The following is a 16,268-nucleotide window of genomic DNA, read 5'->3' on the forward strand; positions in this document are numbered from 1 at the left end:
CTGGCCCGGGGTGTAGGTCACCTTGAAGGGCTCGTAGTCCATGCAGACGTGGTTCGTCGGGACGTAGAAGAGGTTGGTCTTCGGAGAGAACGCCGCCGGCTGCTGGTCCTTCGAACCGAGAGCGGCCGGGCAGATGCCCTTCGAGTTCACGTCTTCACCGTTCTGCTCGGTCGAGTACTTCGACACGACCAGCGGACGGCCGTAGGTCTTGGAGTCCTTGTCCATGTCGACCTTGGTGGCCCAGTTCACCACCGGATCGTACTTCTCGGCGACGAGGAGTTCGCCGGTCGCGCGATCGAGGGTGTAGCCGAAGCCGTTACGGTCGAAGTGGGTCAGCAGCGGGCGATCCTTGCCGCCGATCTTCTGATCGGTGAGGATCATCTCGTTGATGCCGTCGTAATCCCACTCGTCGTGGGGGGTCATCTGGTAGACCCACTTGGCCATGCCGGTGTCGGGGTTACGCGCCCACACGGTCATGGACCACTTGTTGTCGCCCGGACGCTGCTTCGGGTTCCAGGTCGAGGGGTTGCCCGAGCCGTAGTAGAAGAGGTCGAGCTTGGGATCGTAGGAGAACCAGCCCCAGGTGCAGCCGCCGCCGGTCTTCCACTGATCGCCTTCCCAGGTCTTCAGCGAGGAGTCCTTGCCGACCGGCTTGCCGAGATGGGTGGTCTTCTCGGGATCCATGATCATGTCGGCGTCAGGACCCTGGGAGTGGCCGCGCCACACCTTCTTGCCGTCCTTGAGGTTGTAGGCGGTGACGTGGCAGTTCACGCCGAACTCGCCGCCGGAGATGCCGACGATGACCTTGTCCTTCACCGGCAGCACGGTGGCGGTGTTGGTCTCGCCCTTGGACGGGTCGCCGTTCTTGACCGACCAGTTCACCTTGCCGGACTTGGCGTCGAGCGAGACGAGGGTGGTGTCGGCCTGGTGCAGCAGGATGGCGCCGTCGGCATAGGCCAGACCGCGGTTGACGGTGTCGCAGCACATCACCGGGATGACCGACGGGTCCTGCTTCGGCTCGTACTTCCACACGATCCTGGCGCCCTGATCGAGGTCGAGGGCGTAGACGATGTTCGGGAACGGGGTGTGGACGTACATGATGTTGCCGACGACGAGCGGGGAGCCCTCGTGGCCGCGCAGCACGCCGGTCGAGAAGGTCCAGGCGACCTGGAGGTTCTTGACGTTGCCGGCGTTGATCTGGTCGAGCTTGGAATAGCGGGTGTTGGCATAGTCAACCGTCTGGAGCGCCTGCTCCGCCGGGTTGGCGATGGACTTGAGGACGCTGTCATTGGCCAGCGCCGGGGTGGCCGCCGCGATGCCCGCACCGAGTGCGAGAAGATGGACCGCTCTCATGGATTCCTCCGACAGACCTTTATCCGCAGCGGGCAGCACAAAGCATTCCCACTGAAGACTGGTCTGCTGTTTGCGACAGGGATCAATTGAGCTCCGGCAGCTCGCGACATGCGACCGACGACATAGGATTAACCCTATTCATCAACCACTTACCCGGCTGGAGCCGCATCCCTGGCGGCTCCCTCAGTCCGAAGCTTGAACGAACTCTAAGAAAATTTCGGGCGCCGTCAACATGCTTTCGCTGGTCGAATGTCGCAGGACAGCGAAGACATTGTGAGAAATTTTCTTGTCACAGATCCCTTATTGCGCCGCACAAAATTGTACGCAGCGCAAAAGTTACTGTTTCAACTTGGAAGGAATCTCTGCTTTACGTCGACCACCATGCGCTTTCGGAATGTGGCGATGGGCAAATCCGGCAATAGGCCGGACGCCATGCATGGGTCGCAGCACAGCTCGCCGGTCGAAATCGCGTTCTCCGGCCCGTCCGTGACGGCGGCGCAAGCGCCTCATCCGGCTCACGGTTCGGTCGCGGACCGAAGTCCCTGAAACGTGGCAGTGGATGAGCGGACCCTCGTGCGTTGCCTTGCCGCATCCTCCCGCCTGCGGGGACGGGAGAGCGGCAGAATCGCGCGAACCGCGGGAATCGGGCGGTCTTACTGTGCGATCACGCCCGGGAAGCGTGCCGCCAGATCGGCACGGGTCGATTCGAGGAAGCGGCGATCACGCTGCCCCCGCGGCCGGTCGATCGGCACCGTCGCCAGCAGGCTCGCCGGGCGGGGCGAAACCAGCAGCAACCGGTCGGCAATCTCCAAGGCCTCGCCCACATTGTGGGTGACCATGAGAATGCTGGTGCGCGTCCGCTGCACCGTATCGACCACGAGGGCGCGCAGACCGGCGGCGGCGGTGTCGTCCAAGGAGACGAACGGCTCGTCCAGCACGAGGATGCGCGGCTCCAAGGCCAGCGCCCGGGCCAGCGCCACCCGGCGCTGCATGCCGAGCGACAAGGCGCCGGGGAAGCGCCCGCGCCACGGCGTCAGCCCGAGGGATTCGAACAATTCGTCGAGATCGCGCCCGCGCCGCTCCCGCGGCAGGCCGAGACGCACGTTCTGCTCGATGGTCCGCCAGGGCAGCAGGCGCGGATCCTGAAACACCATGGCGATGCCGGCCGCAGCCGGATCCGGCGACACCGCCCCCTCGAAATCGTGGTCGAGCCCGAGCAGGATGCGCAGGGTCGTGGTCTTTCCCGCGCCCGAGGGACCGATCAGGCAGGTGATCTCGGCGGCGTGCAGCGAGAAGGAGAGACCGCGCACCGCCTCGACCGGCTCGGTGCGGGAACGGCGATAGACCTTGCGGTCGACCCGCACCGTCAGCAGGGCCGGCGAAGCGACGGTGGTCGGCTCAGCGCCAGCGGCGGACATGGGCGTCGAGGGGCTGGAGGATCAGGGCGTCGATGGCGAGCATCACGCTCATGAAGACGACGCTGTAGCCGATCACGGCCGTCACGTCGAAGAGCGTGAAGTAGTAGTTGATCGCGAAGCCCACGCCGTTCGGGCGTCCGAGCAGCTCGACCACGAGCACGATCTTCCAGGCGAGGGAGATGCCGGAGCGGGCCGCCGCGACCATGAAGGGCTGAAGCTGCGGCAGCAGCACATGGCCGATCCAGGTTCGGCGGTCGAACCGATAGGTCCGCGCCATCTCCTCCAGGCCGGGATCGAGCCCGCGCGCGCCCTCGCGCATGATGACGGCGACGTTGGGCAGCTTGTTGATCGCCACCGCGATGATCGCCGCGATCTCGGTGAGGCCGAGCCAGACATAGGCCAGAACGGTGACGACCAGGGCCGGGGTGTTCAGGACCACGAGCAGCGGCGTGTCGAGCAGCCGATCCGCGAGGCGCGAGCGACCGAGGACGATGCCGAGCAACACGCCGAGGCTCATGGCGATGACGAAGGAGATGCCGACGCGGGCGAGGGTCACGCCGACATTGTAGAGCAGCGCGCCGCTCTGCGCCTCGCGCAGGATGAAGGCGAACACGGCACTCGGCGCGGGCAGGGTCCGGACATCGGCATAGACCGAGATGCCCTGCCAGAAGGCGAGCAGGACAGCGAGCGAAGCGAGGCGCGCGAGCAGGGCCATGCGTTCGGGTCAGGCGGCCGGGACGAACATCGCGGGCGCCGCCCTCAACCCTTGGAGGTGTCGAGGTAGAGATCCGGCGGCAAGGTCTTGCCGGAGCCGAGAAGCTGGGCCCCCGCGAGCCGCGAGAGCGTGGCGTAGATGCGCTCGCCGTCGGCCCGCTCGGCCCCGACCGTGCGGCGCGGGATGCCGGAGAGGAATTCGCGCTTCAGGGCCTCGAAGGTGGCGTCGTCGTCCGCCGCCATCAGCGGGCGCACATTCGTCCAGGCGGCCGGGTCGTTCGCCAAGGCATCCTTGGCGGCGGTCGAGGCGCGAGCGAAGCCCTTCACCACCTCGGCGCGGTCGGCGACGGTGCGGCCCTCGAATAGGTAGCCGATCAGCGCCACCGGCCCCTGCGCACCGAAGGCCCGCATCACGTCGTCGGCCGAGATCAGGCGCTTGAAACCCTTGGCTTGGAGGCGCGCGCAATATTGCCAATAGAGGAGCGCCGCATCGAGCTCGCCGGTCTCCAGCTTCTGCGCCAGGAGGGGCGGTGCGCCATAGGCGATCTGCGCGGCGGATTCGAGGTCGAGACCGGATGTCTCGCGTCCTTGCGCCTTCAGCAGGATCCAGTTCTTGTCGAGGGCCCCGCCCGCGACGCCGAGCCGCTTGCCGGTGAGGCCCTTGAGGTCGGTGATGGGGCTGCCCTCCCGCACCATCAGGGCCCCTTCGGTGGTGGAATAGGGTGTGAACCGCACCCCCCTGCCCTCGTTGCCGAGGCGGGCCGCCCAAATCAGGTCGCCGACGATGGCATCGACCTGATCACCGAGGAAAGCGATGCGGGCGGCATCGTTGCCGGCGAGCTTGACGGTTTCGAGGGTGAAGCCGTTGGCCTCGTCGAGGCGCCGCTCCTTGATCACGGCGGCCTCCCAGGAGGCAGTGCCGAATGGCAGGACGCCGAGGCGGAACGTGTCCGCCCCCGCGCGGGCGGACCCGAGTCCAGCCAGCGCCGCCGCTCCGGCTGCGAGCACTCCGCGCCGTGACAGCATCGGCGTCACCTCCCGCTTGTTCGGCTGCGCCCCGCAGGACCGCCATCCTCTTGAAGAATCTCATAAGGGCTGCCCCCCCCGCCGTCCACAGCCGGCCCCGGCCTTTCCCATGCGACACGCAGGCGTGATCCGCTCATGCCGCCCCCCGCTTGCGCGGCCCGCCGGCCCGTCGCACCCTTTCCGACGACGACAGCGAGCGGCAGACCGGGAGACGACGATGACGCAGGCGCGCGAAGCGGTGTTCGACGAGGCCACGGTCGAGCGGAGGCTGAAGGAGGAATTGCCGCAATGGCGGCTGGAGGAGGGCTGGATTCGCCGGACCTACAAGACCGCTTCCTGGAAGAGCACGCTGATGGTGATCAACACGGTGGGCCATATGGCGGAGGCGGCGTGGCATCACCCGGATCTCACCGCCTCCTATGCCTGGGTCGAGGTGCGGCTCATGAACCACGCCGCCAAGGGCATCACCGAGAAGGACTTCGCGCTGGCGAAGAAGATCGAGGAGGTGGTGGCGTGGCAGCCCGGCGCGGAAGGCGGGGCGCTGGAAGGCACGCCGACCGATCCGCGCTTCGCCTATATCAAGTACGAGAAATAGGCAGCACGCGCCGCGAGTCCGTCCATCCGTTTCAGACTGGTCGGGCGGCCGGATCAAGCCGTCCGGCTTGATCAGGGATCGCCGAAGCGCGGCTATCCGCGACGCGTGACGCGCGGATACGGTACGGCAGTGTTGCTCCCGTCGGCTCGGCCAGAGAATCCAGCATCCGGGCGCTTCACCAAAGAAAATGGCCGGGCGAACCCGGCCATCTCCTCAATCCCGAGTTCGCAGCGAACTCACTTCTTCATCGAATCGGCCTTCTGGATCAGCGCCTCGGCCATGCGGATCGAGGCGATGTCGATCAGGCGGCCATCGAGGGCCACCGCACCGCGGCCGGCCTTGGCGGCCTCTTCCATGGCTTCGAGGATGCGGCGGGCCTTCTCGACCTCCTTCTCGGAGGGCGTGAACACCTCGTTGGCGAGCTCGATCTGCGAGGGGTGGATCGCCCACTTGCCCTCGTAGCCGGCGGCGGCGCAGCGGCGGGCGGCCGAGAGGTAGCCGTCCTTGTCCGAGAAATCGCCGAACGGGCCGTCGATCGGGCGCAGGCCGTAGGCGCGGCAGGCCACCAGCATGCGCTGCTGGGCGAACAGCCACGGATCCTGCCAATGCGTCTCGCGGTTCCCGGCCTCATCCTTGTCGGTGAGCACGGAATAGTCGGGATTGACGCCGCCGATCACGGTCGAGCGGGTGCGGCACGACGCGGCGTAATCGGCCACGCCGAAGGACATCGCCTCGAGGCGCTTGGAGGACTGGGCGATCGCCTCGACATTGGCCATGCCGAGCGCGGTCTCGATCAGCACCTCGAAGCCGAGCTTCTTCTCGCGCTTCTTGGCCTGCTCGATCTGGGTGACGAGCACGTCGATCGCGTAGACGTCCTGCGGCACGCCGACCTTGGGGATCAGGATCATGTCGAGGCGCGGGCAGGCCTCCACGATGTCGACGACGTCCCGGTACATGTAGTGGGTGTCGAGACCGTTGATGCGGATCATCATGGTCTTGGAGCCCCAATCGATCTCGTTCAGGGCCTGGATGATGTTCTTGCGGGCCTGCTCCTTGTCGTCGGGGGCCACCGCGTCCTCGAGATCGAGGAAGATCACGTCGGCGGCGGACTGCGCCGACTTCTCCATGAAGGTCGGGTTCGAGCCGGGAACAGCGAGTTCCGAGCGGTGCAGGCGAGGGGTCGCCTGCTGGATCAGGGTAAAGCTCATCGTGATTCCTCCGTTCTTGAGACCGTCTAGCCTCGGCACCCGCAAGTTCTGCGCGTCGCGCCGTCTATCTCGCGCGCGGGGCCCGGCCGTCTAGCCGAGCCCAGCGACACGTGAGCCTGTTCGTTCGCCTCCACGCCTCATCCCGAAAGCCGATACCCACCTTTCGGGCCGATGCGCGGAGTTCTCGTGCCGCATCGGCTTATCCGAAAGCCGGCACTCACCTTTCGGGCCGATGCTCTAGCCGGTCGCGCCGAAGCCGACCGCGATGCAGTTGATCGAGAGGAGCAGAGCGGATTTCACCGCCTCGCGCTTGTCCTCGTCGGTCTCGCTGCGATAGCGGCGCAGCAATTCGACCTGCTCGCGGCTGACCTGATTGATGGTCGGCAGGCGCCCGTGCAGGCGCTCCCGGAACTGGGGGAAGCGCTGGGCCAGTTCGCCGTCGCCGCTGATGCGCAGCACCATCGCCTTCGTCAGCGCGTATTCCCGCTCGATCATGCCGAAGATGCGGGCGCGCACGCCCTCGTCCTCGACGAGACCCGCGTAATCGCGGGCGATCTCTAGATCGACCATGAGCAGCGTCTTCTCGACCTCATCGAGGACGAGACGGAACACCCGCGAATGCTCGAACAGGCGCCGCAGAAGCGCTTCGCCCTGCTCGCCCCGCACGTCGATGAAGCTCTGGAGACCCGAGCCCACGCCGTACCAGCCGGTGATGACATGGCGGTTCTGCGACCACGCGAACACCCACGGGATCGCCCGGAGATCCGACAGCGACTTGGCGCCGAAGCGTCGGGCCGGACGCGATCCGATATTGAGGAGCGCGATCTCGTCGAGGGGGCTCGCCGCCTGGAAGTAATCGACCAAGCCGTCCGCCTGGAGCAGGTTGACATAGGCCGCCCGCGAGGCGCCCGAGAGCGCTTCCAGCGCGTCGTCGAGTTCCGAGCGCCCGTTGCTGCCGTTGCTCTCGGAGTGGAGCGCGTGCTCGAAGACCGAGGCCGCGAGCAGCTCCATCTGGTAGGCCGCGGTGCCCCGGTTGGCGTATTTGAACGAGACGACCTCGCCCTGCTCGGTGATCCGGAAGCGCCCGTTGATCGAGCCCGGCGGCTGGGCGGCGATGCCGCGATGGGTCGGCACGCCGCCGCGGCTCACCGAACCGCCGCGCCCGTGGAAGAAGGCGATCGGCACGCCCGCTTGGCGGCCGAGATCGGTCAGCTTGGTCTGCGCCTTGTACAGCTCCCAATTCGAGGCGACGAAACCGCCGTCCTTGTTCGAATCGGAATAGCCGATCATCACCTCCTGCACCCCGCCCTGCCAGCGGGTGGAGCGGCGCACGACGGGAACGCCGAGCAATTCCTTCATGATGGTGGGCGCAGCACGCAGATCGTCGATGGTCTCGAACAGCGGCACGATCGGCAGCGGGCAGATCTCGGTGCCCGTCGCGTCGAGGAAGATGCCGGCCTCCTTGGCGAGGAGATAGGCGCCGAGCACATCCACGGTGGAGCGCGTCATCGACAGGATGAAGGCACCGAAGGCCTCGCGGTCGAGTTGCTCGCGCATCTCGCCGACCAGAGCGAAGGTCGCCAGCGTCTCGCGGGCGTCGTCGGGCAGGCGGTCGGCGTAATCCTCGAAGCCCGTCTCCGGATTGCGCGGCCGGGCGAGCTCGGTGAGCAGCCATTCCTTCCAGGCGGGCGCGTCGAGCGCGGGCGGCTCACGGTCGCCGTTGCGCAGCTTCCAGAGGGCATGCAGCGTCTTGGTCGTCCGCGTGGAATTTTCCCGCAGATCGAGGCGGACGGTCGAAAACCGGAAGATCTCGACCATCCGGCGCACCGGCCGCACGATGTCGGTGGCGAGCGAACCGCACTTGGCGTCGGCGAGCCCCTTCTCGAGCGTGCGCAGGTCGTTGATGAGCCCGTCCGCGCTCGGGTAATCCGGCCCGACCGAGCGGGCCCCCTTGTTGCGGGCGATGGTCGCTTCGAGCTTCCGCAGCACGCAGGACAGGAACTGCCGATACGCCTCGCCGGGGTTGCGGTTGGCGATGGCGCGGCCGTCGCCCGATTCCGCCAGCAGGCTCGCCAGTTCGGCGCGGAAGCTCTCCGGCACGGGCAACGAGCGCTCGGTGATCGAGAGCACGCGCCCGAGATGGGTGATGCCGTCGCGGTAGCGCCGCAGCGAGGCGAGCGCGTTGCGCTGGAGGGTCTCCCGGGTCACGCTGGCCGTGACGTAGGGATTGCCGTCGCGGTCGCCGCCGATCCAGCTGCCGAACTGGAAGAAGGGCGGCACCTCGAAGGTCTCGTCCGGGTAATACTGCGCGAGACTCTCTTCGAGGGAGAGCAGCATCTCGGGCAGCATCTCGAACAGCGACTCGTCGAAGAAGTGCAGACCCCAGGCGACTTCGCGCTCGACGGTGGCCTTCTCCAGATGCAGTTCGCCCGTCATCCAGATCAGCTCGATCTGGTCGCGCAGTTCGTTCATCAGGCCGTTGCGCTCGCGCTCGGTCCAGCGCGGCAGCTCCAGCTCGCGCAGAACGAGGTAGATGCGGCGCAGCTTCTCCAGCACGGTGACACGCTTGCCCTCGGTGGGATGCGCCGTGATGGTCGGGCGGATGCGCAGGTTCTTCAGCAGCGCGTGGATCTGCGGCGCGGCGATGCCCTTGGCGGAAGCGTCGGCCAGCACCTTGGCGAAGGAGCCGCTCAGCGCCTCGCGGCCCTGGCTGCGCTCGACATGGCGGCGGCGGCGCATGGCCGCGTTCTGCTCGGCGATGGAGACGAGCTGGAACCAGATGCCCTGCACCTGAAGGGCGCGGGCCAGCATCTCGGGCGTGTAGGACGAGATGTCGGCGCGGCCGTGCAGCACGTCCTCCAGTTCGGGATCGTGGCGGCGCGCCACGTCGAGGAGGGCGTGGAACAGGATGTCGAGAGCATCCTCGGTCGCAGTGCCGGTGATGACCGGCGGCGCGAAGCTCGAATCGGTCGCGGCTGACGGCCGGGCGTGCAGCGTCTTGGTCATGGGAATCCCCCCGGGCGAGGTTCTTTTTTGCGACTTTGCGGGCCGTGCCCACAGAACGATGGATCGCCTCCATTCACGGGGCGCCTCTCCTTCCCCCGTGCGGGAAGGAGGGAGGGGTGGTGCCGGACGAGGCGAAGCGGTGCCGTCTGCCCGACCCCCACCCTCGACCCCTCCCCGCGAGGGGGAGGGAAATCCGCTCAGGCCGCGCGGGCGAGAACGTCGGCGACGGTCTGGCCGAAGGAACCTGGATCGGGCGCCACGGTCAGCCCGTAGGAGCGCATGATCTCGGCCTTCTCGGCGGCGCTGTCGCCGGTGGCCGAGATGATGGCGCCCGCGTGCCCCATGCGGCGGCCCTTCGGCGCGGTGAGACCGGCGACGAAGCCGATCACGGGCTTGGAGAAGTTCTCCTTGATCCAGGCCGAGGCCTCGGCCTCCTGCGGACCGCCGATCTCGCCGATCATCAGCACGGCCTCGGTCTCCGGGTCCTGCTCGAACAGGGCGAGGTGATCGAGGAAGGAGGATCCGTTGATCGGATCGCCGCCGATGCCGACCGAGGTCGAGATGCCGATGCCGAGCGCCATCATCTGCGCGGCGGCCTCGTAGCCGAGGGTGCCGGAGCGCGAGATGACGCCGACCTTGCCCGGCAGGTAGATGTGGCCGGGCATGATGCCGAGCATCGACTTGCCCGGCGAGATGATGCCGGCGCAGTTCGGGCCCACCACCATGGTGCGCTTCTCTTTCGGGTAGCGGCGCAGGTAGCGCTTCACCCGCATCATGTCCTGGGCCGGGATGCCGTCGGTGATCGAGCAGACCAGCGCGAGGCCGGCATCGGCCGCCTCCATGATCGCGTCCGCGGCGAAGGGGGGCGCCACGAAGGTGATCGAGGTGGTGGCGCCGGTGGCGGCCACCGCGTCCTTGACGGTGTTGAACACCGGGACGCCGCAATGGGTCTTGCCGCCCTTGCCGGGGGTGACGCCGCCGACGACGTTCGAGCCGTAGGCGATCATTTCCTTGGCGTGGAAGGTGCCCTTATCGCCCGTGATGCCCTGGACGATGATCGGGGTCTTCTCGTCGATGAGAATGCTCATGGCGTGATCCTCCCCGTTCCGTTAGCGCTTGGCGCCGTTGCAGGCCTCGACGGCCTTCTTGGCGGCGTCCGTCAGGGTGTCGGCGGTGATGAGGTCGAGCCCGCTCTCGGCGATGATCTTCTGACCCTCTTCGACATTGGTGCCGGCCAGACGCACCACCAGCGGCACGTCGATCTTCACTTCCTTCGCCGCCTTCACGACACCCTCCGCGACCCAGTCGCAGCGGTTGATGCCGGCGAAGATGTTGACCAGGATCGCCTTCACGTTGCGGTCCGACAGGACCAGCCGGAAGGCGGTCGCGACGCGGTCGGGACTGGCGCCGCCGCCGACGTCGAGGAAGTTCGCCGGCTCACCGCCCGCGTGCTTGATCATGTCCATGGTCGCCATGGCGAGGCCGGCGCCGTTGACGATGCAGCCGATCTCGCCGTCGAGGCCGATATAGCTGAGGTTGTGCTCGGCGGCCTGGGCCTCGCGGGGGTCGCCCTGGGACGGGTCGTGCATGTCCGCGATGTTGCGGCGGCGGAACAGGGCGTTGTCGTCGAAGGACATCTTGGCGTCGAGCGCCAGAACCCGGTCATCCTTGGTGACGACCAGCGGGTTGATCTCCAGCATGGTGCCGTCGCAGTCGCGGAACGCCCGGTAGGCGTTCATGATGGTCTTCACCGCGGCCGAGACCTGCTTGATGTTCAGCCCGAGCTGGAACGCGATCTCGCGGGCCTGGAATTGCTGGAGGCCGACCGCCGGCTCGACGACCACTTGGATCAGGGCCTCGGGCTCCTTGGCGGCGATCTCCTCGATGTCCATGCCGCCGCGCTGGGAAGCGATGACCCGGACGCGCTCGGCCTTCCGGTCCAGCACGTAGCCGAGATAGAGTTCGCGCTCGAAGGGATCGGCGGTCTCGACATAGACGCGCTGTACCGGCTTGCCGTCGGGTCCGGTCTGGAGCGTGACGAGACGCTTGCCGAGCAGATCGCGGGCGGCGTCGCGCACCTCGTTATAGGTCCGGCAGAGCTTGATGCCGCCGGCCTTGCCGCGGGCACCGGCATGGATCTGGGCCTTGACCGCCCAGAACGAGCCGCCGAGTTCGGTCGCGGCGTAGACCGCCTGGTCGGGGCTGAAGGCCACGGCGCCCTTGGGTACGGCGACCCCGAAGCTCGCGAGCAGCTCTTTTGCTTGGTACTCGTGAACGTCCATCGAGACCTCCTTCGCGTTTCCTCGCGTTTCGTTGGAGCGACCTTCGCGGAAAAATTACTTTTCGGGAAGCGGGTCTGCTCTCAATATTTTCTTTTGTAGTGCTTTAGTTTGCTTGCCCGTCAAAGACTTAGCGGGCTTCTAAAGTGATCGGTCGGCTGATCGGATGTCGCCGATCCCACTCAAGACCTCATCCCGAGGTACGGAGCGAAGCGGAGCCTCGAAGAGGGCTCCAGACGTCTCAGCGATCCCTGGAGCCCTCCTCCGAGGCCCTCTGCGCGGGCACCTCGGGATGAGGGTCGGGATGGGAGAGAGGGCCGTGGCCCTCTCCCGTTCGTCAGCTCACCTTGCCCTTGACGACCTCGTAGACCCGCTCGTTCAGCGCGGCCGCCTCGCCCAGGATCGTTTCCAGCTCCTTGAGGCGTTCCTCGGCGAAGGCACGGTCGTCCAAGCCCTTGGCGTTGACGTAGACGTTGAGCGCTGCCGAGCGCAGGCCGGCGAAGGCGGAGAGCACCGCGACGCCCGCGTCCGAGATGACGTTGAGATTGCCCTTGTCGGCGGTGATCTCGGCGAGATCGATGACCTCGCGGCAGGCGCGGCAGCAGGCGAGCGGCACGTCGGTGGCGGTCTTCAACGCCGCCTGGATCTTGTCCGCCCGCGCGGCCTTCTCCTCGTCGGTGTTCTTCGGGAGCCCGTAGGCGCCCATCACCGCATCGAACGCCTCGACATCGTCGGCGATCATGCCGGTGAGGGTCTTCCGGAGCGCCTCGGACTTCTCCAGGACACCCTTCAGCTCGGCCTCGACCTCAACGTACTTCTTCTTGCCGATGGTGAGGTTGCACACCATCGAGACGAGGGCCGCACCCATGGCACCGGAGATGGCGGCGGCACCGCCGCCGCCGGGGGTCGGAGCCGAACTCGCCAGCCCGTCGAGGAATTTCGCGATGGTCTCGTTCTCGGCCATCACGCCATCTCCTTCGCCAGCTTGTAGATCTCTTCCGCGTCGAACACGCCTTCGCTCGACTCGAACAGTTTGGCGATGCAGGCGCGGTGCAGCTTGAGCTTCAGGCCGCCGATGCCCAGGGCACCGAAAGCACGCTTGCCGCCGTATTCCTTACCCTTGTCGGTGGCGTCGATCCCGCCGATGCCGAGCGGGGGCTGGGCGTTGTAATCGGCCACGATCTCGATCGAGGCCTCGTTCTGCCACGCCGCCTGCGGCAGCAATTCCAGGCCGATCGCGCCGGCGGCGAAGACGAGATGGGCGCCCTTCACGACTTCCGAGCGCGAGGCGTCGTCCGGCGTCTCGGCGGCGGTGACGTTCACCTTGAAGCGCTTGTTCACGGAATCGGCCGCGGCCTGCGCCTTGTCGAGCTTGCGCCCGCAGAGCACGACTTCGGCCCCCTCGCCGGCGAGCAGGGCCGCCGAGCGCATCCCGACCGGGCCGGTGCCGGCGAGCACCACGGCCTTCTTGCCCTGCACCGAACCGCCGGCCGCCTTGACGACGAGGGCGACACCCGCCGCGGCGGTGGTGTTGGAGCCGTTCGAATCCAGCATGCAGGAGACGCGGAACGGGCCGAAGAAGCGCTTCTTGACCGCCTGGAACACCCGTTCGCCGGCCGCCATGTCGCCGCCGCCGACGAAGATCGCCGTCGACTGCTTCTCCTTGCCGCCGCGGGTGTAGATCGTGCCGTCGACATAGGCGCCGACGTTCTCGGGCGTGACGTTGCCGTAACCGGTGATGTGGTCGGCACCGCCATCGTAGCCGACGACGACGTCGAACACGCTCGGCGCGGGATCCGTGTCGAACTGGAAGAGCAGCTTCTTGGACATGATACCTCTGAGAGTCGGTGTCCGCGCGAGACGCGGAGCGCTTCCTTGAATGGCCCCCGGGCCACCCCTTCAAACCCATCATTCCGGGACGCTGACAAGCGAGCCCGGAATCGACCCGTGATGCGGCGACGCGCACCGATCCTTTGTGCCGAGTCGTGGATTGCACGCCTCTGGCGCGCCCCTCCGGTTCCGGGCTCCGCCACGCGGCCCCGGAACGACGACAGGGGTGGTTGTTCCTACGCCTCGACGACGTTCTGAGGCTTGCCCGCGACGAAGGCCTCGACATTGTCGACGAGCTGGTCGGCGAGGATCTGCATCGCCTCCTTGCTCGCCCAGGCCACGTGCGGGGTCACGATCAGGTTCGGCAGGTCGGCCTCGCAGAGGATGTTGCCGTCCTTCGGCGGCTCCTGGGCCACCACGTCGAAGCCGGCGCCGCCGATGGTGCCGTCCTTCAGCGCCTGCAGGAGCGCCGCCTCGTCCACGAGCCCGCCGCGGGCCGTGTTGATGAGGATCGCCGACGGCTTCATCTTCTTCAGCTGCTCGGCCCCAATCATGTTCTTGGTGTCGGGGGTGAGCGGCACGTGCAGGGTGATGACGTCCGACTGCGTCAGGATCGTCTCCAGATCGACGAGGCCGTCCTGCGGGAACACGTCGAAGGCCAGCACCTTCATGCCCAGCGCCTCGGCCCGCTTGGCGATCGACTTGCCGAGCGCCCCGTAGCCGATGATGCCGAGCGTCGAGCCGGCGATGTCATAGATCGGATAGTCGAAATAGCAGAATTGCTTGGACTTGTTCCAATCACCGCGGCGCACGGAATTGGCGTAGGGGACGATGGCGCGGCGCAGCGCGAACATCAGGCCCACCACGTGCTCGGGCACGGTGTTGAACGCGTAGTTGCGGATGTTGACGACGGTGATGCCCTGCGCCTTGGCGGCGGCCTTGTCGACGACGTCCGTGCCCGTGGCGGCGACCGCGATCAGCTTGAGGTCGGGAAGCTGCTTCAGCGTGTCGGCGCGCATCGGCACCTTGTTGATCAGGGCGATCTCGGCGCCCTGGAGCCGCTCGACGATCTCCTCCGGCGTCCAGGTCGACTCGTATTCCTTGTACTCGTGCGGGAAGTTGAATTCGCGAACCTTCGCATCGAGCGACTCGCGGTCAAGGAACACGACTTTCTTCGTCATTCTGGACCCCTTCCGGCCGACCGGCGCTGGCGTCCGCCGACCCTGTTTCCTCACCCGGCGTTAATTAGTGGAAGCGGCGCCGTTGGAACCGGCGCCGCTTCTGAAATCAGGCCTTGTTGAGCGGGTTCTCGCGCAGGTAGCTGGAGGCCGCCGCGACGCCGGATCCGGGGGTCACGTTCACGCCGTTGTCGATGAGCGACATCTCGGCACCGGCGATGGCGCCGAGCAGCGACAGCTCGTTGAGATCGCCGACATGGCCGATGCGGAACACCTTGCCGGCGACCTGGCTGAGGCCAGCGCCGAGGGCAAGGTTGTAGCGCACGTAGGCGTGCTTGATGATCTTGGCCGCGTCCACACCCTCGGGCGCCAGGATGGCGGTGACGGTGTCGGAGTTCCATTCCGGCGACTTGGCGCAGGTCTTCAGACCCCAGGCCGCGACGGCCTGGCGGGTCGCCTCGCCGAGCACGGCGTGGCGGTGATAGACGTTCTCCAGGCCTTCCTCGAACAGGCAGGCGAGCGCCTCGCGCAGGCCGTAGAGCAGCGGCAGCGGCGGGGTGTAGGGGAAGTAGCCGGCCGGGTTCTGCTTCTTGTGGTCTTCCCAGTCGAAGTAGACGCGGGCGAGCCGGTCGTTGCGGCCGGACTGGCCTTCCGCGGCCTTGAGGGCCTTCGGGCTGACGCAGATCACGCCGAGGCCGGCGGGCAGCATCAGGCCCTTCTGGGAGCCGGCGATGGCGCAGTCGACCTTCCACTCGTCGGCCTTGAACGGCAGCGAGCCGATCGAGGACACGCCGTCGACGAACAGCAGGGCCGGGTGGCCGGCGGCGTCGATGGCCTTGCGCACGGCGCCGATATTCGAGGTCACGCCGGTCGCGGTCTCGTTATGGACCACCATAACGGCCTTGATCTCGTGGTTCTTGTCGGCGCGCAGGGCCTCCTCGATCTTCTCGGGCTTGGCGCCGGTGCCCCACTCCTCTTCCTGGACGATCACGTCCAGGCCGAGGCGCTGGGCCATGTCGATCCAGAGGTGGCTGAACTGGCCGAAGCGGGAGGCCAGGACCTTGTCGCCGCGGGCGAGGGTGTTGGACAGGGCCGATTCCCAGATGCCGGTGCCGGAGGCCGGGAACAGGAAGATCGTGCCGTCGGTCGAGCCGAAGACCTTCTTGGTGTCCTCGAACAGCGGCTTCGTCAGCGACGGGAAGTCGACCGAACGGTGATCCTCGGACTGCACCATCATGGCGCGCATCACGCGGTCCGGAATGTTGGTCGGGCCGGGAACGAACAGGTGGTTGCGTCCCGGACGTCTCGTTGCCGCCATGAATGTCTCCTCCGCTTAAACTTGCGGGCCAGCCTCCGCGCGACCGCGCGCCGGCCCATCCTGGATGGCGGGCGCGAGCCCGCCGCGAAACGTCATCGGCCCAGCGGCGCGCACGAAGCGTCCACCGAAGGAAACCGTAACTCTGCGATGTCGGATCGTCGACCGGCCCGGAGCGGCGAAGCGGCTATGATCCCGCCCGCGTCGCGGCGCGTGCAAACACGCCGGTCGCCTCCGAAAGAACCGAGCCCTCGATGCGTCAGCCTCGCGGCGCATTCAAGCGCGCTCCCGCTGATAGCCGTCGGCGTCCCCAACCCGTCGCGGTCATCCTGCACCTCTGGCGGGC

Annotated in this window: 13 protein-coding genes; 1 reads left to right on the plus strand and 12 read right to left on the minus strand. The window is 67.1% G+C overall.

Annotated elements, in window-relative coordinates; translation table 11 throughout:
* The 4 genes from xoxF1 to MFF26_RS00020 form a co-directional block, all read right to left on the minus strand.
* Positions 1 to 1,353: lanthanide-dependent methanol dehydrogenase XoxF1 (xoxF1, locus tag MFF26_RS00005; RefSeq protein ID WP_238307362.1), on the minus strand; the 1,353-nt coding region annotated here is incomplete at its 3' end.
* 653 nt (positions 1,354 to 2,006) lie between these two features.
* Positions 2,007 to 2,771 (minus strand): ABC transporter ATP-binding protein, encoded by a 765-nt coding sequence (locus tag MFF26_RS00010; protein WP_137829703.1) that lies wholly within the window; start codon positions 2,769 to 2,771, stop codon positions 2,007 to 2,009.
* Positions 2,752 to 3,486 carry an ABC transporter permease gene (locus MFF26_RS00015; RefSeq protein WP_137829704.1) on the minus strand — a complete coding sequence of 245 codons (735 nt, stop codon included), beginning with the start codon at positions 3,484 to 3,486 and terminating at the stop codon, positions 2,752 to 2,754. The genes MFF26_RS00010 and MFF26_RS00015 overlap by 20 nt, the downstream gene beginning before the upstream one ends.
* A gap of 44 nt (positions 3,487 to 3,530) precedes the next feature.
* Positions 3,531 to 4,511, minus strand: coding sequence for an ABC transporter substrate-binding protein (locus MFF26_RS00020; RefSeq protein ID WP_137829705.1), 981 nt, complete (start codon positions 4,509 to 4,511; stop codon positions 3,531 to 3,533).
* A gap of 217 nt (positions 4,512 to 4,728) precedes the next feature.
* On the opposite strand from MFF26_RS00020, the gene MFF26_RS00025 reads away from it, so the two are divergent.
* On the plus strand, positions 4,729 to 5,106 hold the full coding sequence (locus MFF26_RS00025; protein ID WP_137829706.1) for a 4a-hydroxytetrahydrobiopterin dehydratase: 378 nt from the start codon (positions 4,729 to 4,731) through the stop codon (positions 5,104 to 5,106).
* A gap of 236 nt (positions 5,107 to 5,342) precedes the next feature.
* Here MFF26_RS00025 and MFF26_RS00030 read toward each other — a convergent pair whose 3' ends face one another.
* The 8 genes from MFF26_RS00030 to MFF26_RS00065 all read right to left on the minus strand — a co-directional run bounded on the left by MFF26_RS00030 (position 5,343) and on the right by MFF26_RS00065 (position 15,925).
* The gene (locus tag MFF26_RS00030) at positions 5,343 to 6,314 is read right to left on the minus strand and encodes an HpcH/HpaI aldolase/citrate lyase family protein (protein ID WP_137829707.1); all 972 of its coding nucleotides are present in this window, start codon (positions 6,312 to 6,314) and stop codon (positions 5,343 to 5,345) included.
* Between the two features lie 237 nt (positions 6,315 to 6,551).
* Positions 6,552 to 9,320, minus strand: a complete 2,769-nt coding sequence (locus tag MFF26_RS00035; protein WP_137829708.1) for a phosphoenolpyruvate carboxylase — start codon at positions 9,318 to 9,320, stop codon at positions 6,552 to 6,554.
* A gap of 197 nt (positions 9,321 to 9,517) precedes the next feature.
* Positions 9,518 to 10,408 carry a succinate--CoA ligase subunit alpha gene (gene sucD / locus MFF26_RS00040; RefSeq protein ID WP_137829710.1) on the minus strand — a complete coding sequence of 297 codons (891 nt, stop codon included), beginning with the start codon at positions 10,406 to 10,408 and terminating at the stop codon, positions 9,518 to 9,520.
* 21 nt (positions 10,409 to 10,429) lie between these two features.
* Positions 10,430 to 11,602, minus strand: coding sequence for a malate--CoA ligase subunit beta (locus MFF26_RS00045; RefSeq protein WP_137829711.1), 1,173 nt, complete (start codon positions 11,600 to 11,602; stop codon positions 10,430 to 10,432).
* A 334-nt stretch (positions 11,603 to 11,936) separates the two neighbouring features.
* Entirely contained in the window at positions 11,937 to 12,563 is a 627-nt protein-coding gene (gene fchA / locus MFF26_RS00050; RefSeq protein WP_137829712.1) for a methenyltetrahydrofolate cyclohydrolase, read from the minus strand.
* Positions 12,563 to 13,429: an NADP-dependent methylenetetrahydromethanopterin/methylenetetrahydrofolate dehydrogenase gene (locus tag MFF26_RS00055; protein WP_238307363.1), complete on the minus strand. Its 867-nt coding sequence runs from the start codon at positions 13,427 to 13,429 to the stop codon at positions 12,563 to 12,565. Before MFF26_RS00055 ends, fchA begins: the two co-directional genes overlap by 1 nt.
* Positions 13,430 to 13,665: 236 nt before the next feature.
* A complete protein-coding gene (locus MFF26_RS00060) occupies positions 13,666 to 14,610 on the minus strand; it encodes a D-2-hydroxyacid dehydrogenase (protein ID WP_137829714.1) in 945 nt (314 codons plus the stop codon).
* 106 nt (positions 14,611 to 14,716) lie between these two features.
* Complete coding sequence (locus tag MFF26_RS00065; RefSeq protein ID WP_137829715.1) at positions 14,717 to 15,925, minus strand: aminotransferase class V-fold PLP-dependent enzyme; 1,209 nt, start codon at positions 15,923 to 15,925, stop codon at positions 14,717 to 14,719.
* Positions 15,926 to 16,268 lie beyond the last annotated feature (343 nt).

Origin of the sequence: Methylorubrum suomiense (assembly GCF_022179765.1) — a bacterium.
GTDB lineage: Bacteria > Pseudomonadota > Alphaproteobacteria > Rhizobiales > Beijerinckiaceae > Methylobacterium > Methylobacterium suomiense.